Raw genomic sequence first — 24,651 nt, forward strand, 5'->3', positions numbered from 1 at the left:
TATGGAACATTTGAAGACATTCTGGAAACGAAGAGGATTGTTATGGGAACTTGTAAAAAAAGGGATCAAATTAAAATACCGGAGGTCATATCTTGGTATTATCTGGTCCTTTTTAGAGCCGCTTATGACAACAATCGTATTGACGATCGTATTTGGAACATTGTTTGGGAATAAAAAAGAAAATTTTCCACTCTATATCTTATGTGGACGGTTGCTATATTCTTTTTATTCAGCGTCTACAAAGTCAGCGGCAAAATCTATTCGGAATAATGCATCAATGATCAAAAAAGTTTATGTGCCAAAGTACTTATATCCGTTATCAAGTATATTGTACAATTATACGATCACAGGAATTTCGCTGCTGGTACTGATACCACTTTGTATGTACTGTAAGGTATCCCCGGATGTGCGTATGCTGCGTGCACTTATTCCATTTATACAGTTATTCGTACTCACTTACGGAAGTGGAATGATACTTTCAACTGTAACTGTATTTTTCAGGGATATGGAATATCTCTGGGAAGTGCTTTTAATGATCATTATGTATACAAGTGCGATTTTCTATTATCCGGAACGTTTGATAAAGAGTGGATATGACTGGATCTTAAAATACAATCCATTATACTGTATCATTATGAATTTCAGATATGCAATGATGGGAGAGTCAATGTATATGTCCTATCTGATTACAGCAACCGTCTACGGAGTCGGTTTATCTATTATAGGCACATATTTCTTCTACAAGATGCAGGATAAATTTATTTTGGCAATTTAGAAAGGAAGATTTATGGGAAAAGAAACACTGATAGTTGAAAATGTTGGAATTAAATTTAATTTAAGTGAAGAAAAAGTAGATGATTTCAAGGAATATATCATTCGCCTGTTAAAACGTAATTTGAAATATAATGAATTCTGGGCTTTAAAAGATGTCAGCTTTAAATTAGAAAAAGGTGACCGACTCGGGATTCTTGGATTAAATGGAGCAGGAAAAAGTACACTGTTAAAAGTGATCGCAGGTGTATTTAAACCGACAGAGGGAAAAGTGACCAGAAAAGGAACTGTTGTACCGCTTTTGGAACTGGGGGCAGGTTTTGATAAGCAGTATACCGGAAAAGAAAACATTTTCCTGTATGGAGCAATGTTAGGTTACAGTAAGAAATATCTGGAGGAAAAATATGACGAGATCGTAAAATTTTCCGGTTTAAAGAAATTTATCAACGTACCGATCAAAAATTATTCTTCCGGTATGCGTGCAAAGTTGGGATTTGCAATCGCAACGATCTCGGAACCGGAGATATTGATCTTAGATGAGGTGCTATCGGTTGGCGATGGAAAATTCCGTAAAAAGAGTGAAAAAAAGATCATGGAGATGATGGAAGGCGGTACGACAGTATTATTTGTGTCACATTCTTTGCAACAAGTACAGAGAATCTGTAATAAGGCAATGATCTTAGATCAGGGGAGGATCAAGGCATTTGGAGATATTGATGAAGTTTCTACAATGTATGAAAATATGTTAGAAAATATGGAAAAGGAATAAGAAGCCATGGTAATGAAGAGTTTGATAGAAGAAAAGAAGATACAGGCAGTTGTGCGGTTGATAGAGTGGGAACGGATCTTTCTGCATATGGATGTAGAGATTACATATGCGGCTGATGCGGATAAGAACAGTCCATTAGATTTTTATATTGTTGATGATATGTATGATTCACCGGCACGTATGCAGTTGATTAGACATGAGGGAAACAGGTATCACTTACGTTTGAATATGACAAATAGTGGAGAAAATGTTTGTGTCCCGTCAGGAAATTATCGGATTTATGTGTGTCAGAATGATGTTAAGATGGCAGATTGTGAAATTGATCCGAAAATCGTCCGGGATATGGGAAATTGTTCGCGAAATTTCTTTTATAATAATGGAAAGAAAGTTTATGCAGTTAATTTTTATGTAGAGGAAGGAAGCGATACACTTCCATTGCGAATGCAGATCCTGGCAGCAGTACAGACAGTGATGCAGTTTCCAAAGACGAACCACTTCAGGGATAAAATACATCCGATTCAGGATATTAAATCCACATGGCTGGCGAAACGTAATGTACTTCGTAAGATGTATGCAGGATTTGTAAGACTGAATCGGGCAAAACGCAATCATACGATCTTATTTATGACGGAGCAGAATAAAGTGATCGCATCAAATCTGAAAGCTGTATCAGAACGAATGAAGGAACGCGGATTAGATAATGATTATCAGATCCTGTTTTCTGCCAGAGAAGCGGCAGCAGGATCGCAAAGTATCAAAAGCTGGATACAGTTAATGGAAAAACTGGCAAAGAGTGGAACAGTGGTATTAGATGATCATGCTCCATGCTTAGACTGGCTTCAGTTGACATCAGATACAAAAGTGCTTCAGTTATGGCATGCAGGAGCTGGTTTTAAATCATCAGGATACAGCAGATGGGGGCATCAGGGATGTCCGGATGCAGTATCATGTCACAGACAGTATGATTATGGAATCGCCGGATCCAAAAATATTGCCCATTTCTTTTCCGAGGTATGGGGAATGAATGATGAATTAGTTCTTCCGACAGGGATGCCGAGAATGGATGAGTACTTAAATGCAGGATATCGTGCAAAAAAGACAGAGGAATTATATAAAAAATATGAATTTTGCAAAGGCAAAAAAGTAATGCTGTTTGCACCTACTTATCGTGGCAGAGGCAAGAAGACGGCCATGTATCCATATGATCTGATCGATTTTAAAGGCTTATATGAGGCTTGTGGAAAAGACTGGGTGGTTTTGTTTAAGATGCATCCCTGGGTTGCAGACAGTGTTCCTATTCCGGAAGAGTATAAAGATAAATTTAAGGACGTAGGTAAATATCCAAATATCAATGATCTGTTCTATATTACAGATCTTTTGATCACGGATTACTCTTCGAATATTTTTGAATATTCGCTTATGAAGAAACCAATGATGTTTTTTGCCTTTGATAAAATACAATATGCATTTTCAAGAGGTTTTCACCGCCCATATGAGGAGAGTGCACCGGGAAAAGTATGCAGTACTTTTGATGAATTGCTAAAAGCATTCAGAGAAGAAGATTATGAGTTTGAGAAAGTAGAAGAGTATGTCAGATATCATTTTGATCATATTGATTCTAATGCATCAGATCGTGTGATCGACTGGCTGATACTGGGAAATATCCCAAAAGAGATCCAGGAAGACATCACCAGACGGGAAAAAGATAATGCACACAGAAAAACATTAGATTTTCTTCCGGAAGGTTATAGAAGAAACCATGAACTTGGAATTGTAGAGGAGGTTGAATAATATTGAATATTGCGATCATATTTGCCGGAGGAAGCGGAGTTCGTATGGGCGCCGGAATCCCAAAACAGTTTTTGGAGATAAACGGAAAACCAATCCTGATCCATACATTACAATTATTTCAATATCATGATCAGATAGATAAAATTTATGTTTCAGTTCTTTCAGACTATATACCATATGTCAGGGAATTAGTGGACGAATACCATTTGAAAAAAGTAGCAGATATCATTTCAGGTGGGGAAACAGCACAGGATTCCATTTATAATGCCTTAAAAAGAGCTGAAATGGAGAATCCACAAGATTCAATCGTATTGTTACATGATGGGGTACGTCCATTTGTTTCATATGAAGTGATCAGTAATAATATAGAAAGTGTACAAAAGTATGGAAATGGAATTACCTGTACTCCCTGCTTTGAAACGATCATGATCAGTAAAAATGGGGAAAAAGTAGACAGTGTCCCTTACAGGAAAGAAACTTTTGCAGCACAGGCACCACAGAGTTTTTACTTAAAGGATATCATTGCGGCGCACGATAAAGTTCGGGCAAGTGCAAATGGATATGAGAATATGGTAGATGCATGTACGATCATAAGAAACCAGGGAATTGAAGCACACATGGTAATGGGAAACAGAGGTAATATTAAAGTGACAACACCGGAAGATGTATATATGTTCCGGGCATTGCTGCAGTATAAAGAAAATGAACAGGCATTTGGGCTAGGTCTGACAAATCGTATTGAAACAAGGATGAACCAGATCACCCGACATCGGAAATAGCAGGAGGAGATGTATGAATCAGGAGGATCAGATCTTAAAAGAGGATATGGAAATCCTTGGAGCTGACAGAAAACTTGCAGAGAAATTCTCAGGAAAGACAGTATTTGTGACAGGAGCAACCGGGTTGATCGGCACACAGGCAGTGTATGCGCTTTCAATGATGAACAAAATCTGTAAAAGTGATATACATGTAATAGCAATGGTGCGTAATGAGCAGAAAGCAAAAAAAGTATTCGAAGATGAGATCAGGGAAGGCATGGTATCATTATATTGCGGTGATATTAATGAGCAGATTTCCTGTAAAGAAAAAGTGGATTATATCATTCACGGAGCAAGTGCTACAAGTTCTAAGTATTTTGTGGATCATCCGGTAGAAACAATCCTGACAGCAATTAAGGGAACGAGAAATATCTTAGAATATGCAAAATATGCACAGGTAGAGGGAATGGTATATCTTTCATCATTAGAAGTTTATGGAACACCGGATGGAACGAAAAAGACAATTTCTGAAAGTGATTATGGATATATTGATCCGCTGAGCGTCAGAAGCAGCTATTCAGAAGGAAAGCGTATGGCAGAGTGCTTATGCGTATCTTATGCAAAGGAATATGATGTTCCTGTGAAGATAGCAAGACTGTCTCAGACATTTGGAGCAGCAGTAAGTTATGATGATGGGAGAGTGTTTGCGGAATTTGCAAGGTGCGTAGCGGAAAAGAAGGATATTATCCTTCATACACAGGGGAATACAGTGCGTACCTATTGTTATACCAGAGATGCAGTCAATGCGATCTTTTATATTCTTACAAACGGAATCAAGAGTGAAGCGTACAATGTCACTAATATGGAAACAGCAGTATCGATCCGGGAAATGGCAGAACTTGTATGCAGTATTTATCCGGAAAGCGGGATAAAAGTCCGGATCGAGATACCGGAAGATATTTCAGGCTTTGGATACAATCCAGAAATGCGTATCATACTTAATAATGAGAAAACACAGACACTAGGCTGGAAAGCGGAAGTGGGACTTGCGGATATGTATCGGAGAATGATAGAGAGTAATTTTATAAAAAGAGGAGAATGAATATGAAATTTGGAGTGATTTTGCATAAAACAACAATGAATTTAGGAGATGACATCCAGACCTATGCATCTATGCAGCATCTGCCATCTGTAGATTATATAGTTGAAAGAGAAAATACGGATTCATTTCATTCTGAGAACAATGAACCTGTTGCAGTGATCATGAGTGCATGGTGGATGTGGCAGAAGTGGAATTGGCCGCCGGCAGAATGTATTGTGCCAAAACTAGTCAGTATGCATATGAATAACTATACGATCTATAGAAAAGCATCACCAATTTATGATGAATGGCTGCAAGGTGTAGGGGGAAAATTCTTTAGAGAAAACGGACCAATCGGAGTCCGGGATAAGACAAGCCTTGATTTTTTTAATGAAAGAGGATTTGAATGTTATTTTAGCGGCTGTATTACACTGACCCTTCCGCAGCAAAAGAAAACACCGGATGCAGGTCAATATGTATGCCTCGTAGACCTGAATCCTGCTTTAGAGAGTAAGGCAAGAGAACTTTTGAAAGATACAGGATTAGAAATCCGTGTTTTATCCCATCATTGTGATTATAGAAAATCAGATGCAACATTTGAAGAAAGAATGAAGACAGTCGAAGATCTTCTGACCCAGTATCAGAATGCGAAATTTGTGATCACCAGACGTTTACATGTTTCATTACCATGCCTTGCTATGCAGGTGCCGGTATTATCTGTTGTAAATATGAATGATGTGGGTAATTCCACCAGATGGGCACCATATGCAGAATGGCTGCATTATGTGGCAGATGAAGATTTTAAAGCCGGAAATTTCGATTATGATTTTAATAATCCACCGGAAAATAAAAAGACCTATCTGCAGACAAGAGAGAACCTTACAGCAGATATTAAAGCATTTGTTGATGAAATGAAAGAATGTGATCTGCCGATCGAACAGGTGAAAAAAGTGTCATATACAGAAGAAGAGGCACGGATATGGCAGAATGAACTGATGCATTTTACATTAGAAAAATGGCTGCATCAGAACAGGGGGATGCTCAATGAACGGAATAAGTATAAAAAGCAGGTGGAACAGTATCAGAAGCTGTTGAAAGAAAAAGGAATTCCGGATGATGTGCAAAACGAATGGATGAAAAAAGAAGGAAGAACAATGCATTTCTGCAGAAAAGTATACGCAGTAGCATTGAGTATCGGAGAAAAAACGCATCAGGAGGAAACAGTCAAAAAGATCGCCCAAAAGGCAAAAAAGATAATTAAAAAAGAGAAGTAGAAGAATAGAAAGAGAGGCTGCAAAATGGGAAAAAAAATATGGATGGTGATATTATTTGTTGTATGCAGCGTGGGAATTGTTTATACAAAACCACAGACCACATATGCGGATATCAGTTACGTGGATGCAGTTGAGGGAAATACACAGGCAGGATACCATGTTGTTAAAATCTCAAAAAGCAGTATGGAAAATGATCCGATGTGCAAGGCACTTCAAAATGCATTAGATGAAGCAAAGCTGTATGCTGCAGAAAATCTGAAATATAAAGTGATCGTAGAGCCTGGAACATATGCATTAAGCACCTGCATCCATGCATATAGTAATACGTATCTTTCTTTGCAGGGAGTGACTTTCCAACATAAGAATTACAGTGGAAATATGTTTAAAATTGGAGATATTGGAGGGGACGGAGATACAGTATCCGGATATCATTATAAAAATATCACGGTTGATGGAGGAACATGGGATGGTTTTGGGATCACAAGTCCGATCATGAAAGCTGCACATGCGGAAAACGTAGTGATCAAAAATGCATCTTTAAAGAATGTGAAAGACAGCCATGTGGTCGAAGTTGCCGCTATCAATGGGTTTGAAGTCAGTGGATGCACATTTTCCGATCAGACAGCCTCGAATGAAAAAAAAGAAGCTCTTTTAGCAAATGAAGTTATTCAGCTAGACCTTCTGGTCCAGGGACATTTTAGCGGATACAAATATGAAGCTCTGGATATGAAAAATGTTGTAATATCGAATAATATCTTTAATCATGTACTTCGTGGAGTTGGATCACATACAGCATACAGCAAACGATCAACAGATCATGTAGTGATCAAAGAAAATACCTTTGAGAACGTTAAAAGCGTTGCAATTGAATGTTATAATTATACGGATTGTACCATTAGCAATAACAGAATGACAGAATGTGGAAGAGGAATTGCAGTATATGCAATGCGCTCAAATGCAAATGGTGCATTTAATGCAGCGGCCACAAAAGGAAATGAACTGAATGCAAAAACGGTGATCACTAATAATGTGATCAGTGTTAAAAATACGGATACCTACCCACCAACAGGCATTTCGGTTGAAGGTCTGGATTTAAAGGCTGCTACACAGGGAACCGGAGAGAAGACCGCAGCAGGAAATTATTACATCAGTGGAGTTTCTGTATTAAATAATGAGATCAATACACCGGGGCATGGAATCGTTCTGAACGATGTGTACAATTCTTCCGTCGGTAATAATAAAATTACAGGAACGACAGGGAGTGGAAGTTATTATGGAATATCTGTAGATAATGCTTCAAAAGGAATTCAGGTTACCGGAAATACGATTGATAAAACGGGATTGAATGGAATTCTCATAACAGGAAAGTCAGATGCCGGACTGGTTGCAGGTAACTGTGTAACTAATGCCGGATCAAATGCAGTCTGCGTGAATTCTGCATCAGTAGGAACAATTAAAGACAATGTGCTGAATCAGTCAGGAACCTGCGGAATCCAGCTTAGTACAAATGCAAAATGTAAGAAAGCGATCAGTGGGAATAAAATTACGAATGCGAATGGACGCGGAATATATATCTATGATAAATCGACTGTAAAGGCAATAGATAACAATACGATCAAGGGGATCAAACTACAGGGGATTAATATCAGCAGTTTGAAGAATGCGGTAAGCATCAGCAATAATAATATTTCAAAGTGCAAAAATCATGTTATATATATTAAAACACCGACAAAATATCAGGTAAAATTATTGAATAATCAGATCAAAGCAGTAAAGAACCAAAATGGTATCCAGGTGACTGCCGGACAGGTGAGAATAGAAGATAATGCCATTTCCGGTGCAAACTGGCCGGTTTCTATTGAAATTGGTGTAAAAGGAGAGGTTGGAAGCAATCGCTATAAAGGCAATGTGAATAATCTTGCATATATCCGCGGAAGCAAGAAAAGTATCAGAACAGCCGGCTTAAAGAAAGTGGTGCTGAAGGTTTCAAAAACATCGAAAAGTATAAAATTAAGCTGGAAAAAGGTGAAGGGAGCTTCAGGGTATGAAATCTACCGGGCATCCTCTGTCAATGGAAAATACAAGAAGATAGCAGAAACAGGTAAGAAATATCAATATACTGATAAAAAAGTAAAAGCAGGCAGAACTTATTATTACAAGGTTCGGGCAGTATCCGGTGATAAAAAGAGTAAAATGCGGATTTTTGGGACTTATAGCAAAGCCGTAAAGGGAAGCTGCTGATGAGGTGAGATCAGAATACTACTGGAGGAAATATCATATTGGGATTGTTGATTGATAAAATTTACTGGAAAATTATCTGGATCTTAACAGGCTTATTGTTTGGGATTGCCGGTTCTCTTATGATCCTGAGTGGAGCTTTCTGTGCAGATCGTTTTTATGACGCAGGGAAAGTGTATGATGTAGAGGAGAACGGCAGGAAATCCTGCTGGAATGACACGATACACTATGATGAAACAACACAGGCACTCGTGGTGGATACGGATACAGCAGTAAAGAATGTTTATCTGCTTGATAAAACAGGCGGCTGGCATGATCTGTGTATCAGGCTGTCAGCGATGAATGGTGGAGAGCTTTTAACAAGATTAGAGTTTTATGATGTAAATGATGTAGTTACAGGTTCCATTGATACGGTACTTGCGGAAGGCGATAACTATATCAAAACTCCGGCAGATCAGTTTTACAGAATGGATATTGTGATTGAAGGGCAGGCGGGGGCAGCCTTTCGTATCGATAAGTTACAGTTTCGGGAAAAAGAATCCCTGTTTTCAAAATCGAAGTTTATCATATATCTGCTGCCACTTTGGGCAGGATTTATGCTGCTTACGGGGATTTTATACATTTGTTTTAAGAAAAGATTTCGCAAGATCCCATGGTATGCACCGGTAGAGGGATTGCAGAAGCTATTTATGTATGCAGGAGGGAATGGAGAGATCCTGCATCAGAGATATTCCCAAAAACAAAAAGCACAGATCAGGAGTGGATTATTTTGCAGCATATTCCTGATCACACAGATCTGTTTTATCTTTCAGCGTTATACCAACAAGGGATATCGGTATTTAGCCCTTATCTGTGTGGTGCTGTTGATCCTGACCGCACTTTTATGCTGGGAGAAAAAACTGCACATATTAAATTGGAACAATAAATTTGTGACATCGTGGTTTCTATTATGGATCATCAGTATGCTCTCTGATCTGATCGTGGAAAAACGATTTGCGTACATGGGATATCTGATGATATTTGTGATGGGCTTCTTATTCTTCATGTGGGGAAATATGGAGCATAGGGAATGGCTGTTAAAAGATTTTATAAGGGGAATCCGCTGGAGTTTCCTCCCTAATCTGTTATTCTGTTGGCTTTTCCGTCCGGTACTGCCGGGTTACCGCTACATGGGATCCTGGTATAGTCCCGGAATCTTTGGCTTATATATCCTGTTTGTATGGATCGCATTTTTAGCGGAAATGAAGTTTGATTATACAGAGAAACCAAATATCAAACATGATCTGTTTTCTGTCTGTATGCTTGGGATCTGTGCAAATATGTTATGGAAAACGCAGAGTATCACAAGCCTTTTGGCAGCAGCATTAGCAGCACTTATTTTTTCGTTAAAACTATGGATCAACCGGAAAAAGATAAGATTTTTTGGGATACCGATGTTATTACTGGTATTTTTCATTGGATTTACGGTAAACAATTATAGTATTTATCATATTCCGAGAATGCTTCATACAGAGATCAAGTTTTCAAATGATTTTTATATGGATACTGCTACAGATCATCCATTTCTGTTAAATGTAAGCGCAGCAGAGCCGGGAAATAATAACCGTATCCTATACAAATTAAAGACAAGTGTATCCTTAGAAACGCTGACATCAGGCAGAACACTGTACTGGAAAGCCTATTTACGTGATATGAACCTGTTTGGACATTATTACAATGCGACGTTCTGGGGAAGCGGACATAAGCCCCATAATGGATATATTGCGATCATGTACCGTTATGGTATCTTTGCATTAGTACCATATGTCATGATGATACTGTATAATCTGATCTATGCAGTCAGATATTTCTGGGAAAATATGTACGATGACCGTAAATATGCCTTTTTCATTTTAGCAGATATGTTATGCTGCATATGGCTTTTAGTGATGGAGAACCTGGAACTGCCATTTGGCTGGATATGCTGGTATGGTATGTACCTGATCATGGGAGTATATTTTGATGGTGGGAAAAAAGAAAATTAAAATAAAATATATCAGACTGATACTGTTTACGGCATTATTTAGTTATATCATAACAAATCTCCTGTTGTCAGATACCATGGATAAAAACAGGATACTGGCTGCAGGGCAGGTGTATGAAGTACGGAATAAGACATTAACATCAATGAGCAGTACGTGGCGGTATGATGAAGAAACAGAACAGTATACGATCATAAGTAATGATGCAGTCAAAAAATATGGAAAATGGAATAATGCCGTAGACTGGAAATGCATATACCTGAAATTAGATAAATTGAATGTACCACAGGTGGACTGGGTATTGAAAGAATATGATGAAAACGGTCAGTTTAGCGGACAGCAGATCATCACACTAAAGAACGGGGAAAACTGGATCGCACTGCAGCCGGAAGTACCGTTCCGGCGGTTTTCTATCCAGATCATAGGTGGAGAAGGCTTGCAGTTTCAGATCAAAAAAATGGTCTTAATGGAGAATATCCCACAGAAACGGCAGGGCATACTGCTCTTTGGGCTCATTTTTGTAGCAGCATTTGCAGCAGGCATACTGTTGCAGAAAAAGTGCGGACAAAAACGTTACGTTTTAACTGCCTGTCAGAAGCTGGATGGATTTTTACAGTATGGTTATGAACTGACCGGAAATGGGCTTGCCCTGACTTCAAAGAAGAAAAAAGAAGTTCGCAGGATACGCAGCTGTCTGTTCTGCTTTCTGACAGCTTATATGATAGTCATGTATAACTGCAATCTGTATTCGGGAAAGGCATATTACCGTTATCATACATTCGTGGCGGTGATCGTACTATTGCTGATCACCTTCCTGTCAAGAGAGGGCAGATTAAAAGCCGTTAAGGGTCAGCCTGAAAAGGTATACTGGTGGTATGTATTCTGGCTGCTTACCTGTGTATCGGACTTTGTTGTCAGTAAGCGGTTTAAATTTACCGGCTGGATCATGCTGCTTGTGATGGGATTTTTCGTATACGTCTGGCGGCAGATGAAAGATCCTGATGAGATCATATGGGATTTTTTGCATGGGATCGAACTATTTGCGGTGATCGGTATGCTTTACAATATGATCTTCCGGTTAAAGTATGATGGACTTTTATACAATGGCTATATGACAAGTGCATCTGATTTTGGAATATTTTCAGCATTTTTAGTCCTGATCTTTAGTATAGAGATCTATGAGTGCCTGCGCATCAGGGAATATGGAAAGAAATTAGCCGGCTATATCTGTGGACTGGGAATCGCAGGATTACAGGTATTACTCAGTGGAAAAGAGATTGCAGTATTCGTCAGTTTCTGCTGTACCGTCCTGCTGCTCTTTTATGTGGGAAAGGCAATCAGAAGTTTATCAAGATCAGATAAAAAGAATATGATTTTTTACCTGCTTTATGCAGGTGTGGCTGTGGTAGTCTATTATCTTGCCGTAAAACATATCCCATGGATCTTAAAAACCATGACTACCTATGAAAAAGAGCAGTTTGAAACACTGAAAGATCCTGCTGTCATAGGTATTCTTGCACAGTCAGGTATCGAAGCATACCAGAACGTCAGATATCATTCTCTGAATGAATGGTTCCTGACGATAAAGGCGTATATCAGGGAAATGAATCTGTTTGGACATAAAGCTGTCAATCTTTCTGTCTGGAACAAACCGAGAGGGGCAGAAAACCAGATCCTGCAAGTCATGTTCCGGTACGGTATTTTTGCGGCAGCAGCCTATGTGATGATGTTTGTGGCTGCAGTAAAAACAGCTGTTGAAAAGTGCAGGAAATATAAGAAGAATATTCCATCGGGACACCTGCTTACATTAGGTGTAATCCTGTTTTTTATCGTGGCAGGGTTCTTTGGAAATGTAGAATATCCATTTTACCAGCCGGTATGGCTGCTTATGTATATGTTACTGTTCACTCCGTGAGCAGTAACGTGTGATTTTTGCATGAAAGTTCGCTTTGCGAAGCAAAAATCACCACCTGAATCACTTTCTTACGCAGCCAGACAGTAAATGTCTGTCTGCTGTGTGAACTGTAACGTGTATATGCTTATGGCAAAATGTTTCCTAGCAGTATCTTGAATAATTCTGTCAGACTTCATATAATAGAACAGAAGGAACAGAATTTTTTCGTACCGTGGAGATATACCGGCATATCATCCAAAGGAAGGAGAATGATTCCATGACAAAACATCAGTTGATTTATACAAAAGTAAAGCGCGCATTAGACTTTATCCTAAGTCTGTGCGCCTGTATTATATTATCCCCGATCCTGATCGTACTATGCATTGCGATCAAGATTGACAGCAGAGGACCTGTTCTTTTTAAACAGAAGCGGGTAGGGATCCATAAGACTTATTTTTCAATCTACAAATTCCGTACCATGCGGATCGACACCCCGAAGGATATGCCGACACATATGTTAAAAGATCCGGATCAGTACATTACAAAAGTAGGACGTTTCCTGCGGAGATCATCATTAGATGAACTGCCCCAGCTGTTTAATATCTTAAAGGGTGACATGAGCTTTGTCGGTCCAAGACCGGCACTGTGGAATCAGGATGATCTGGTTGCAGAGCGGGATAAATACGGAGCAAATGACGTGATCCCCGGACTGACCGGCTGGGCACAGATCAATGGCAGGGATGAACTTGAGATTCCGGTAAAAGCGGCATTAGATGGTGAATATGTAAGAAAAATGGGATTCTGGTTCGATACCAGATGCATTTTGGGTACATTTACGTCAGTATTAAAGGCAGATGGCGTGGTAGAAGGCGGAACCGGGGAGATGAAGAAAAAATAAAGAGGTGTATGCAGTGGCAGAAAAAAAGAGAATCCCGATAGGAATCGAAAATTATAAAGAAATGCTGGATAAAAATTATTATTATGCAGACAAAACTCTTTTGATCAAAGAATTGATAGATGCGGGTACAAAGGTCACACTGTTTATGCGTCCAAGACGTTTCGGAAAGACGCTCACCTTAAATATGTTAAAGACTTTTTTTGAATGTGAGTGGGACCGGAATGGAAATAGAATAGATAACAGCCGCTATTTTAAAGGAAAGGCGATTGATAGAACAGATGCATCTTATATGGAATATCAGGGGAAATATCCGGTTATCCATTTATCTTTAAAATCAGCAAAACAGCCGGATTTTGAAATGGCATATAGAAGTCTGCTTGATGAAATTGCAAAGGAGTATGAAAGACATCGCTATGTTCTGACAGGAGAGGCATTGTCAGAATCCAATAAGAAGCGGTATCAGTTACTAATGGATCAGCAGGGAGAAGCGGTGGATAATGCCAAGGCTCTTGAATTTTTGTCAGAATGTTTATCAGTATATCATGGGGAAAGAACGATCATTCTGATCGATGAATATGATGTCCCTTTGGAAAATGCATATTTTTGCGGTTTTTATACGAAGATGATCGATTTTATCCGTTCATTGTTTGAATCCGCATTAAAGACAAACGATCATTTAGAATTTGCGGTGATCACTGGCTGTCTTAGGATCAGCAAAGAAAGTATATTTACGGGCTTAAATAATCTGAAGATCGTTTCTGTTTTAAATAAAGATTATGCAGAATATTTTGGGTTTACAGAAACAGAAACGAAAGAAATATTATATGCATATGGCATAGAGGAGAAGTTTCATGAAGTAAAAAAGTGGTATAATGGATATCTTTTTGGACAGACAAACGTATATAATCCATGGAGTGTTATTAACTATGTAGAAACAGCAGTTTTAGATCCTGAAGCATTCCCAAAACCATATTGGTCTAATACTTCTTCAAATCATATAGTAAGAGAACTTGTGGAACGCTCTACTGCAGAAGTGAAACAGGAAATTGAAGAGTTAATAAAGGGTGGAAGTATTGAAAGACCGGTCCATGAAGATATCACCTATGAAGATATTTATAAAAATCAGGACAATTTGTGGAATTTTCTTTTTTTTACCGGCTATTTAAAAGCAGAAGAACAACGGTTTGAAATAGATACGATATACCTTAAAATGTCAATTCCAAATGAAGAAATACGTTATATTTACCGGAATACCATTCAGGAATGGTTTCGGGAACAGATAGAACATGCAGATAAAGAACCGCTTTATCAGGCATTGCTGACAGGAAATTGTGAAAAGATGGCAGCAATTTTACGCCGTCAGTTAATGGAGAGTATCAGTTATTATGATAATTTAGAAAGTTTTTATCATGGTTACCTGCTTGGACTGTTAAGCAATATACCAGACTATATTGTGCGTTCAAACAAGGAAGCTGGTAATGGAAGACCGGATATTCAGATCGTTCCATTCGAATTAGATCAGGCAGCATATATCATAGAAATCAAAAAAACAGACAGATATGAACAGATGGAAGAAAAATGTAAGAATGCCATAGAACAGATCAAAAGACAGCAGTATGGAGAGAAATTAAAAATAGAAGGATACCAGACCATATATGGTTATGGGATCTGTTTCTGTAAAAAGAACTGTATGATCAAAATGATGAAGATAGACTAAGAGGACCGGAAGGAGCAGGATATGAAAAAAGCATTAATCATTGGAAAACACAGTTATATCGGCACTTCCTTTGCCTCTTATGCAAAAACCTATGCACCGGAATTAGAGGTCACAAGTGTATCGGCGAGTGATGGAACATGGCGTAATACGGATTTTAGTGATTATGATGCAGTACTTCATGTAGCAGGAAAAGCACATGCAGATGTAGGAAATGTTACAGAAGATGTCAAAAAAGAGTATTACGATGTCAATTATAAAATGGCAGTAGAAGCGGCAGATATGGCAAAAAGTGCCGGAGTAAAACTGTTTATCTACCCGAGCAGTATGATCATATATGGAGAGAGTGCCCCGCTTGGAAAGCATAAAGTCATCACAAAGGATACGATACCGGCTCCGGCTAATTTTTATGGTGACAGTAAGCTGCAGGCAGACCTTGCGATCCAGAAGATGAGTGATGAAATATTCCAGACAGCAGTACTAAGACTTCCTATGGTCTATGGAAAAAACAGCAAAGGAAATTATCCGGTCCTTGCGAAGATGGCAAAAAAACTTCCGGTATTTCCAAAGGTAAAAAATGAACGCAGTATGCTCTATATCGGGAATCTGTGTGAATTTCTGCGGGAGATCATAGAAAATGGATCCGGTGGAGTATTCTATCCGCAGAATGCTGAATATACAGTCACCTCAGAGATGGTAAAAAAGATCGCAGAAGCGGCAGATAAGCAGATACATCTGACAGCCGTATTGACTCCGTTTGTATATTTAGCAGGAAAAATACCCGGAAAGATCGGGCAGCTTGCCAATAAGGCATTTGGAAGCTGTATATATGATAAAGAATTGAGCCGGTACGAAAATAACCGTTATCAGATCTACAGTCTGCAGGAATCAGTACAAAGAACAGAAGGAGCATAGAATGAAACAGAAGAAAGCCCTTATGACAGCATCCGTTGCCTCCATGATCGATCTGTTTAATATGGATAATATCCATATTTTGCAGGAACTCGGCTATGAAGTACATGTAGCAGCCAATTTTGAGTTTGGAAGTATCACGAGCAAAGAAAGAGTCAGCCGGTTCCGGAACGAATTAGAAGCCGCAGGTATCAGGACATTTCATATCGAAATTCCAAGAAGCATCACACATATAAAGGACATATGCAGTTCCTATCAGAAGATGAAAAAACTGTGTGAACAGGAACGATATGACCTGATACATACGCAGTCACCGATCGGTGGCGTAGTGGCAAGACTTGCAGCTAAAAAAATGCGTAAACACGGGACAAAAGTGATCTATGTGGCACATGGGTTTCACTTTTATGCCGGTGCACCGAAGAAAAACTGGGTGATGTTTTATCCGGTGGAGAAAATGCTTTCAAGGTATACGGATGTGTTGATCACGATCAATCAGGAAGATTATCAGAGGGCGAAAAAGTTTTATGCAAAAGAAGTTTATTATGTTCCGGGAATCGGTATCGATATTCATAAGTATGAAACGAGTGAGGCAGATCGGCAGTCAGTAAGAAATACATTTGGATTTACAGAAGATGATTTTGTCATTATGAGTGTGGGACAGCTTTCAAAACGAAAAAATCAGGAAACGGTCATTCGTGCAATGGCAGAGATACCGGATAAAAAAGTGAAATATCTCATTGTTGGACTAGGGGAAAAAGAAGATAGTGACAGACAGCTGATCGATCAGCTCGATCTGAAAACAAGAGTGGTTTTAGCCGGTTATCGGGAGGATATCAAAGAACTGCTCCATGCGGCAGATGCATTTGTTTTTCCATCGCTGCAGGAAGGGCTTCCGGTGGCGCTTATGGAGGCAATGGCAGCAGGACTTCCAAGTGTCAGCAGCAGGATACGCGGTAACGTCGATCTGATATCAGATGGAACAGAAGGAATGCTGGTAGAACCGATGGGTATAAAAGGCTATGCACAGGCAGTCATGGAGTTAGAACGGGAGTCTTCTGTCAGAGAAAAACTGATCGTAAATTCCAAAAGGAAGATACAGCAGTTTAGTATAGAATATGTACATGAGAAAATGAAACAGATCTATTTAACGATCGGAAAGAATTAGCAGATGTGAGGAGAAAAAGATGCCACAGGTCAGCGTGATCATGTCAGTGTATAATGCACAGAGCGAGGAAATTTTAAGAACAGCAATAGAATCAATCTGCAGTCAGACATTTTTGGATTTTGAATTTATCATTTGTGATGATGGATCGACAGATGATACCTGGGAAAAACTACAGAAGATCGCAGCAACGGACAGCAGAATACAACTGATCCACAATAAAGAAAACAGAAAAGCAGGCTATGCCAGAAACTGCTGTATCAGACAGGCAAGCGGAAACTATATAGCAGTGATGGATGCAGATGATATTTCTGATCCGAGGAGATTAGAGATTGAAAAGGAATATTTAGATGAGCATGGGGAGTGTGATTTTGTAGGTGGCAGAGGTCAATTCTTCATTCAGGATATAGGGGATGATCAGGAAACTTATTGGTTTTGTAAAACTCCTAAGGCGAAGGATTTTCTTTTTTCTGTTCCATTTGTACATGCCTCCTGTATGTTTCGTAAAGAGGCATTACAAAAAGTACATGGCTATGATACAACAAAAAAGAGAGTGCGGATGGAAGATTATGATATGCTTTTAAGGCTTTATGCAAATGGCTGTTATGGGAGCAATGTAGAAGACATCCTTTATTATATCCGCAGAGATGATAATCAATATAAACGTCGCAAGTACCGTTACAGATGGAATGAGGCAAAAATGAAATATCAGGGATTTTCATCATTAGGACTAATGCCAAAAGGAATGATCTATGTGATAAAGCCATTGATCGTAGGACTGATCCCATGGAGAGTTTCTGCCATCCTTCAGAAAAAGTATTACAGAAAGAAGTTGTAACATGTTAGGAATTATCATATTAAATTATCAGACATGGGAGATCAGTATCCGTTGTATGGAGAGTATTAAAGATACGATCGGTGAAATACCATATCATATTTATCTTGTGGATAATGCGTCCCCTATTCTGATGCCGGAAATATGTCAGAACTATCTTGCCAAACATAGAGAAACCGTTTCTTTTCTACAGGCAGCAGAAAACAGAGGGTATGCAGCAGGAAATAATATAGGTATCCGGCAGGCATTAGTAGATAACTGTGAGTTTATATTGCTCACAAACAATGATATTGTATTTACATCAGAGAGCATTTCAAATATGTTAGTAGCGTTTAAAAGCAGAAAAGTCGGAATTGTCGGACCTAAGGTGTTAAATACAGATGGTAATATACAAGTGAGCCGTTGTGCAATGAAAACAGAAATGAGGGAAATTTTTCAGGTATTTACTGTTGCAAAAAAGGTTTTCCGAAGGAAGTATCGCAGATATTATTGTCTGGATCAGAAGATAGACAAGCCTTCAGTGGTCTATTATGTATCTGGTTGTTGCTTTATGATGAGCAGGGTATGTGCAGAAGCAGTAACCCCACTTGATGAAGGGACAATTCTTTATGATGAAGAACCGATTCTTGGAATTCATATGGAGGAGAAAGGGTTTCAGACGCTTTACTATCCGGACAGTGTAGTCATACACAGACATGGGGCAACAATTATGCAAATACAGCCGTTTATGTATCAATGTATCTGCCAGAGTGAACTGTATTATTGCAGTCACTATCTGCATGCTAAAAAGTGGCAATTATGGCTGCTTTATCATTACAGGAGAACCTTGTATCGGATCAGAAGCAGAAAAGATGAAAAGTTAAAAGAATATTGGGATGAATTTGACAGACAGACGAAGAATGCTTACCAAAAAGCGATCGGAGAGGCAGAAAAATAAATAAACCTGTAACATATGCAGTATAGCTTCTGAACCAATCCAAAATTCGGAGGAGTAATGTGAATTTCCCAAATTGGCAGGCTATAAATAAATTTACCTTTCAAAGCTGGCTAAGGGGAAGATAGTCTTGTAATTGCAGGATAGGAATGTTATAATTTTCTATTATAGTTGAAAGAGGTACAAGTGTGATAAGGGTAATTAAGCGTAATAAAGAGATGATATGGGATCTTGCCGTGAATGATTTTTCTACAAAGTATGCAGGATCGGCATTTGGAATTTTTTGGGCTTTTGTGCAGCCTGTCATTACAATAGTAATGTATTGGTGCGTATTTCAGTTTGGATTAAAATCAACGCCTCCTATTCAGAATGTAAGTTACATTTTTTGGTTTGCTACAGGAATGGTGCCATGGTTCTTTTTTTCAGATGCATTAAATGCAGTTACTAATTGTCTCATAGAATATTCTTATCTTGTCAAAAAAGTAGTGTTTGATATTGAATTACTGCCAATTGTAAAAATATTATCAACATTATTTATCCATCTAGTTTTTATCGGATTATTATTTGTGATTGCCATTGCAAATCGAGAAGAAATTACGATTTATGTAGTGCAGGTATTATATTATTTGATTTGTGCGGTTATCTTAGTGTATGCATTAGGAAAAATCACATCATCTATTATATTATTTTTTCGTGATTTGGGTCAGATTGTAAATATTGTGTTACAGATTGGATTATGGGCAACGCCTATTATTTGGTCATATGTTATCATACCAGACAATTATCAGTGGATTGTAAAATTGAATCCGGTATTCTATATCATAGAAGGATATCGTGACAGTTTTATTAATAAACAGTGGTTTTTTGAACAACCGGTGTTAACAGCTTATTTCTGGTGTGTGACACTGGGAATGTTATGTATTGGAAATATTGTGTTTAAAAAGATGCGTCCACATTTTGCGGATGTTTTATAAAATAGATGGTAAAATTGAAAGGAAAAACAATGGATAATAATGCAATAACAATCAGTAATTTAACAAAATGTTATAGATTATATGAAAAGCCATTTGACAGAGTAAAAGAGACCTTTAGTTTTTCCCGGAGCAAGTATAGTAAAGAAAAATGCGTATTAGATCACATTAGTCTGGAAATAAAACAAGGAGACGTAGTTGGAATTGTTGGAACAAATGGAGCAGGAAAGTCTACACTGCTAAAATTAGTTACAGGTGTGTTGACACCTACATCAGGAACAATTAGTATCCGAGGAAAAATTGCAGCACTTTTAGAGTTGGGAACAGGTTTTAATCCGGAATTTACGGGAATTAAAAATATATATTTAAACGGAACTATGATGGGATTTTCACATGAGGAAATGGAAGGAAAGATCCAGAGCATTATTGATTTTGCAGATATAGGAGATTTTATATATCAGCCTGTAAAAACATATTCATCTGGGATGTTTGCCAGACTGGCATTTGCAGTTGCTATAAATGTTGAACCGGATATATTGATTGTAGATGAAGCATTGAGTGTAGGTGATCTACGATTCCAGATGAAATGTATGGATAAAATGAAATCAATGATGGATAGTGGAGTAACAGTGTTATTTGTATCGCATGACATAAATGCGATTCGCAGATTATGTACAAAGGGATTATGGCTGTTAGATGGAAAAGTTCAGACCTACGGAGATACAAATCGAGTTTGCGATCAGTACTTGGACTATCTTAAAATGTGTGATATGGATGAGGAATGTCTGCCAGAAAATAAAGATGAAAATAATTCAGAGGATATCATAGAGGGGATTGCGGAGTTTAGAAAAGGATCAGAGGAAGCTGTGGGAGAAATTGCAGGTATCCGTATTGTAAATGAAAAAGGAGAGCCTTGTGAGGAATTTGATCTTTTTGAAAAAATGATTGTTGAAGTATATTATGATGTATTTGATGAAAAAGTAGCACATCCTGTATTAGGAGTTGCATTAAAAAGAATTGATGACGAGTATATCTGTGGAGTAAATACTATGTTGGACAATGAGAAAATTCCATGGAAATATGGTCGGAATTGTTATAAGTTATGTTATACACATGGTATCAGAACACTAGGTGGACGATATTATTTTGATGTTGCTCTATTTGATAAAACAGCCACAGTACCGATTCAGTATAGGGCTAAGATCAAGGAATTTACAGTGACAGCTGATTATATTGGTGAAGGTGTGTGCATTATTCCACATGAATGGAGGAAATGATGGGAAAATATGATTTTGATTTAGAATTATATGATGCCAATCCATTAAACTGGATTGCTTCAAGAGTAACAAAAGGAACAAGAGTATTAGAATTTGGTCCGGCAAATGGACGATTGACGCGCTATCTGAAAGAAGAAAAAGAATGTTTGGTTGATATTGTCGAGATCGATCAAGAGTCAGGAGAGGAAGCGGCAGAATACGCAAATAATGCTTTATTAGGGAAGGAAAAAGGTGATATTGAAAAATATTACTGGTTAGAATTGAACGAAAAATATGATTTTGTTATTTTTGCTGATGTGTTAGAACATTTGCTTAATCCATGGGAAGTGTTAAAAAGATGTAAAAAAGTAATAAAACCAGATGGAAAAATATTAACTTCAGTGCCTAATGCGGCACATAATTCAATTATTATTGATCTATTTAATGATCGCTTTAACTATAATCCTACAGGGTTGTTGGACAATACACATCTTCGTTTTTTTACCGAGGAATCATTTAAGAATATGGTACAAAAGGATGGATGGGCGATTGTGGAAGAACGTGCAAGTATTATTCGCGTAGGAGAAACAGAGATTAAGAACACATATCAAGATGTTCCGAAAGAAGTATTTAAAGCACTTATCTGCCGCCCCCATGGGAATGTATATCAATATATGTTTGCTTTATCCTTAAGCACAGAGTACTTACAGGGAAATTTTGAAAGAATTGTTTCGTTAGATTCTACTTCGTATTATCAGATGGAAGTACAATATGATAGAAATGGAGTATTCACTTATGAGAAAAGTATTTCATGCCAAATAGATCCAAGCAGAAGAAGTATAGAAGTGGATTTTGAAATTTTGAAAAACAGTAAGAAAACCCTGATTTATCCATTGAATTGTAATTGTGTACTTGAAATAATAAAAATAGAAGTATGCAATGAATTAGGTGAATGGAATGAGTGCAGTTATACACATAATGGAGTGGCTGTTGGAAATAAGTTATATTTTGTGAAAGACATACCGGAAATAAGATTCGATCATACTGATTGTGATACAAGGCTGCATATAAGCATGAATGTTATTAAGTATGATTTTGACGATGAATCATATGTGGAACTGATGAATACCTTACTTTATGAACAGGGGCATATACGGCAAGTTTGCGAAGATTATGAAAAGGTAGTGCAGCAGAAAGAGGAAGAACTCCGACAGAAAGAGGTCGAACTTCAGCAGAAAGAGGAAGAACTTCAGCAACATCGTAAAAGCCTGCAACAGTATTCAGCAAATAGAAGAGGATTTTTTATTAATAGAGGAAAAAAAGAAATTTAAAAGGAGTAAGATATGTTGAATTTTACAAGGAGTCTTTTTAGAAGATTACCAATTCCTGAAAAAATAAAAAATAAAATACGTGAAAAAGTTCGCCCACAGGTTCAAAAAGCTGTTAACGGAAGAGTGGATATTTATATGTCAAAAGATAAATATCCTAAAGTTATAAATCCTATAAAAAAAGTAACAGCTGTTATACCAAATTATAATTATGAGAGATTTTTAGATGAACGAATAGATTCAATTTTATTTCAGACATATCCAGTGAGTGAATTGATCATATTAGATGATTGCTCTACAGACGGAAGTATAGATTTGATTGAACATCGTATCAAAGAAAATAAGACAGATATTAAAATAACTTTAATTAAGAATGAAGTAAATTCTGGAAGTGTTTTTTCACAATGGCAGAAAGCATTTGAATATGCAAAAGGAAAGTTTGTGTGGATTGCTGAGGCAGATGATAGTTGCGATTGCAGATTTTTGGAAACTGTCATGAAGGGATTTGAGGATGATAAGGTAGTTATTTCTTATTGTGAGTCACTTACTATAGATGAAAACAATATACTTTTAATGGGAGATCTGAGAGTTTGGATCGATCTGTTTCAAACAGGGAAGTGGGATGATGATTATGTGAAAGATGGATGTGATGAAGTGGCTGAAACAATGTGCATAAATAATACTATTGCAAATGTTTCAAGTGCTGTGATCCGAAACGATGACTATTATGATATTCTAGAGGGAGCGAAGCAATATAAATTAGCAGGTGATTGGTATACATATATGAATATTCTGAAAAGGGGTAAGATTGCGTATTTTAAACAGTCATTAAATTATCATAGAATGCAGACACAGGGCTTAACATTATCCACATCACATGAGCAGGAATTTAATGAAATTGTACGTTTGCAGGATTTTGCAATGCAGAATTTCACTATTTCGGATGAAATCAAGAAAAAAGTACTAGAAAGAAGAGAGAGGGAGAGAATACGTTTTGGGTTATAATGGTATAAAGTTATCAGTTATTATTCCGGTTTATAATACATCAGCATATTTAAGAAAATGTTTAGATTCTGTAGTTGAAGCGGTTTCACAAGTGGAAGAGCCGGTTGAGGTTTTGATTATCAATGATGGATCAACAGATGAGTCACCTAAGATCATACAGGATTATTGCAAGAAATATCCGCAATTTCTGAAACAATTTGACAAAGCTAATGGTGGACTTTCCGATGTGAAAAATTATGGTTTAGAAAGAGCAAACGGAGACTTTGTTATTTTTTTAGATTCCGATGATTATATTGAACCATCAATGTATCAAGATATGTTATTGGCAATTGAAAAAGAAGATGCAGATATAGCTGTTTGTGATATTAAATTAGTATATGATGATGATTCATTAAATAGAGTATGGTCATGTGCTGTACCAGCACGAACAGGGAATTTTGCAAAGGTTATTGATATGTCAATGATGCCGGCTTCATGGAACAAAATAGTTAGACGTAGTTTGTATTCAGGTTTAACATTTCCGGTAGGAAAAAATAATGAAGATGTTGCTGTTACGCCAATTATATTAGGAAGAGCAAAAAAAATAGCTATTGTAGAGAAGCCATATTATAATTATTATCAGCGTACAGGATCAATACAAAATAGTGCATTTAATGAAAAACGTTTTGTTATTTTAGAAACAGCAAAAATGTGTGAAGAAAGGATAAAGGAATTAGATGAAGAGAAGCAGGAACAGATAAAAGGATCTGTATATCTGCATCAGATTTTATCATTAGCTTTTTATCCGATTCGAATGGAAAAATTCAAAAGAAGATACGAACTTCTAAAAAAATATATGGAGCAGGTATATGTAATGTATCCCAATATATGGGAAAATTTTGAAATTAAAGAATTTATCACATGGGAAAATTGGTTTGTCAGATTTTATAGACGGGTATCGGTGCATCTGCTAAAACACCACAATTTGTATGCAACCTGTGTATTTTGGTCATTTTATAATATTGCATTGAATTTATATCAACAGATAAAAAGAAAGTGA

The 24,651-nt window shown here is 37.5% G+C and carries 20 protein-coding genes; all 20 read left to right on the plus strand.

Annotated features, from left to right (window positions below; translation table 11 throughout):
• Position 1 precedes the first annotated feature (1 nt).
• The 20 genes from H8S17_RS00960 (at position 2) to H8S17_RS01055 (ending at position 24,651) form a co-directional block, all read left to right on the plus strand.
• Positions 2-775: an ABC transporter permease gene (locus tag H8S17_RS00960; protein ID WP_178051502.1), complete on the plus strand. Its 774-nt coding sequence runs from the start codon at positions 2-4 to the stop codon at positions 773-775.
• A 12-nt stretch (positions 776-787) separates the two neighbouring features.
• Positions 788-1,540 (plus strand): ABC transporter ATP-binding protein, encoded by a 753-nt coding sequence (locus tag H8S17_RS00965; protein ID WP_178051501.1) that lies wholly within the window; start codon positions 788-790, stop codon positions 1,538-1,540.
• A 12-nt stretch (positions 1,541-1,552) separates the two neighbouring features.
• Positions 1,553-3,331, plus strand: a complete 1,779-nt coding sequence (locus H8S17_RS00970; RefSeq protein ID WP_207723340.1) for a CDP-glycerol glycerophosphotransferase family protein — start codon at positions 1,553-1,555, stop codon at positions 3,329-3,331.
• 2 nt (positions 3,332-3,333) lie between these two features.
• The gene (locus H8S17_RS00975; RefSeq protein WP_186865847.1) at positions 3,334-4,110 is read left to right on the plus strand and encodes an IspD/TarI family cytidylyltransferase; all 777 of its coding nucleotides are present in this window, start codon (positions 3,334-3,336) and stop codon (positions 4,108-4,110) included.
• 13 nt (positions 4,111-4,123) lie between these two features.
• On the plus strand, positions 4,124-5,191 hold the full coding sequence (locus tag H8S17_RS00980) for an NAD-dependent epimerase/dehydratase family protein (RefSeq protein WP_186865848.1): 1,068 nt from the start codon (positions 4,124-4,126) through the stop codon (positions 5,189-5,191).
• 2 nt (positions 5,192-5,193) lie between these two features.
• Positions 5,194-6,444: a polysaccharide pyruvyl transferase family protein gene (locus H8S17_RS00985; RefSeq protein ID WP_178051498.1), complete on the plus strand. Its 1,251-nt coding sequence runs from the start codon at positions 5,194-5,196 to the stop codon at positions 6,442-6,444.
• A 24-nt stretch (positions 6,445-6,468) separates the two neighbouring features.
• A complete protein-coding gene (locus H8S17_RS00990) occupies positions 6,469-8,685 on the plus strand; it encodes a right-handed parallel beta-helix repeat-containing protein (RefSeq protein WP_186865849.1) in 2,217 nt (738 codons plus the stop codon).
• Between the two features lie 38 nt (positions 8,686-8,723).
• Positions 8,724-10,706, plus strand: a complete 1,983-nt coding sequence (locus tag H8S17_RS00995; protein WP_186865850.1) for a hypothetical protein — start codon at positions 8,724-8,726, stop codon at positions 10,704-10,706.
• The gene (locus H8S17_RS01000; RefSeq protein ID WP_186865851.1) at positions 10,684-12,618 is read left to right on the plus strand and encodes a hypothetical protein; all 1,935 of its coding nucleotides are present in this window, start codon (positions 10,684-10,686) and stop codon (positions 12,616-12,618) included. The genes H8S17_RS00995 and H8S17_RS01000 overlap by 23 nt, the downstream gene beginning before the upstream one ends.
• 256 nt (positions 12,619-12,874) lie before the next feature.
• Positions 12,875-13,495, plus strand: coding sequence for a sugar transferase (locus tag H8S17_RS01005; protein WP_178050391.1), 621 nt, complete (start codon positions 12,875-12,877; stop codon positions 13,493-13,495).
• A 13-nt stretch (positions 13,496-13,508) separates the two neighbouring features.
• Entirely contained in the window at positions 13,509-15,212 is a 1,704-nt protein-coding gene (locus H8S17_RS01010) for an AAA family ATPase (protein ID WP_330595583.1), read from the plus strand.
• A gap of 21 nt (positions 15,213-15,233) precedes the next feature.
• Complete coding sequence (locus H8S17_RS01015) at positions 15,234-16,124, plus strand: NAD-dependent epimerase/dehydratase family protein (protein WP_186865852.1); 891 nt, start codon at positions 15,234-15,236, stop codon at positions 16,122-16,124.
• A 1-nt stretch (position 16,125) separates the two neighbouring features.
• The gene (locus H8S17_RS01020) at positions 16,126-17,286 is read left to right on the plus strand and encodes a glycosyltransferase family 4 protein (RefSeq protein ID WP_186865853.1); all 1,161 of its coding nucleotides are present in this window, start codon (positions 16,126-16,128) and stop codon (positions 17,284-17,286) included.
• A gap of 19 nt (positions 17,287-17,305) precedes the next feature.
• Complete coding sequence (locus tag H8S17_RS01025) at positions 17,306-18,121, plus strand: glycosyltransferase family 2 protein (protein ID WP_186865854.1); 816 nt, start codon at positions 17,306-17,308, stop codon at positions 18,119-18,121.
• Between the two features lies 1 nt (position 18,122).
• Positions 18,123-19,055 carry a glycosyltransferase gene (locus H8S17_RS01030; protein WP_186865855.1) on the plus strand — a complete coding sequence of 311 codons (933 nt, stop codon included), beginning with the start codon at positions 18,123-18,125 and terminating at the stop codon, positions 19,053-19,055.
• A gap of 185 nt (positions 19,056-19,240) precedes the next feature.
• Positions 19,241-20,026, plus strand: coding sequence for an ABC transporter permease (locus H8S17_RS01035; RefSeq protein ID WP_330595584.1), 786 nt, complete (start codon positions 19,241-19,243; stop codon positions 20,024-20,026).
• A 5-nt stretch (positions 20,027-20,031) separates the two neighbouring features.
• Positions 20,032-21,300, plus strand: a complete 1,269-nt coding sequence (locus H8S17_RS01040) for an ABC transporter ATP-binding protein (protein ID WP_243237927.1) — start codon at positions 20,032-20,034, stop codon at positions 21,298-21,300.
• Positions 21,300-22,610: a class I SAM-dependent methyltransferase gene (locus tag H8S17_RS01045; RefSeq protein ID WP_186865856.1), complete on the plus strand. Its 1,311-nt coding sequence runs from the start codon at positions 21,300-21,302 to the stop codon at positions 22,608-22,610. Before H8S17_RS01040 ends, H8S17_RS01045 begins: the two co-directional genes overlap by 1 nt.
• Positions 22,611-22,622: 12 nt before the next feature.
• Positions 22,623-23,612 carry a glycosyltransferase family 2 protein gene (locus H8S17_RS01050; RefSeq protein WP_186865857.1) on the plus strand — a complete coding sequence of 330 codons (990 nt, stop codon included), beginning with the start codon at positions 22,623-22,625 and terminating at the stop codon, positions 23,610-23,612.
• Positions 23,602-24,651 carry a glycosyltransferase family 2 protein gene (locus H8S17_RS01055; protein ID WP_186865858.1) on the plus strand — a complete coding sequence of 350 codons (1,050 nt, stop codon included), beginning with the start codon at positions 23,602-23,604 and terminating at the stop codon, positions 24,649-24,651. The genes H8S17_RS01050 and H8S17_RS01055 overlap by 11 nt, the downstream gene beginning before the upstream one ends.

It is taken from the genome of Roseburia zhanii (assembly GCF_014287635.1).
GTDB classification, from domain to species: domain Bacteria; phylum Bacillota; class Clostridia; order Lachnospirales; family Lachnospiraceae; genus Roseburia_B; species Roseburia_B zhanii.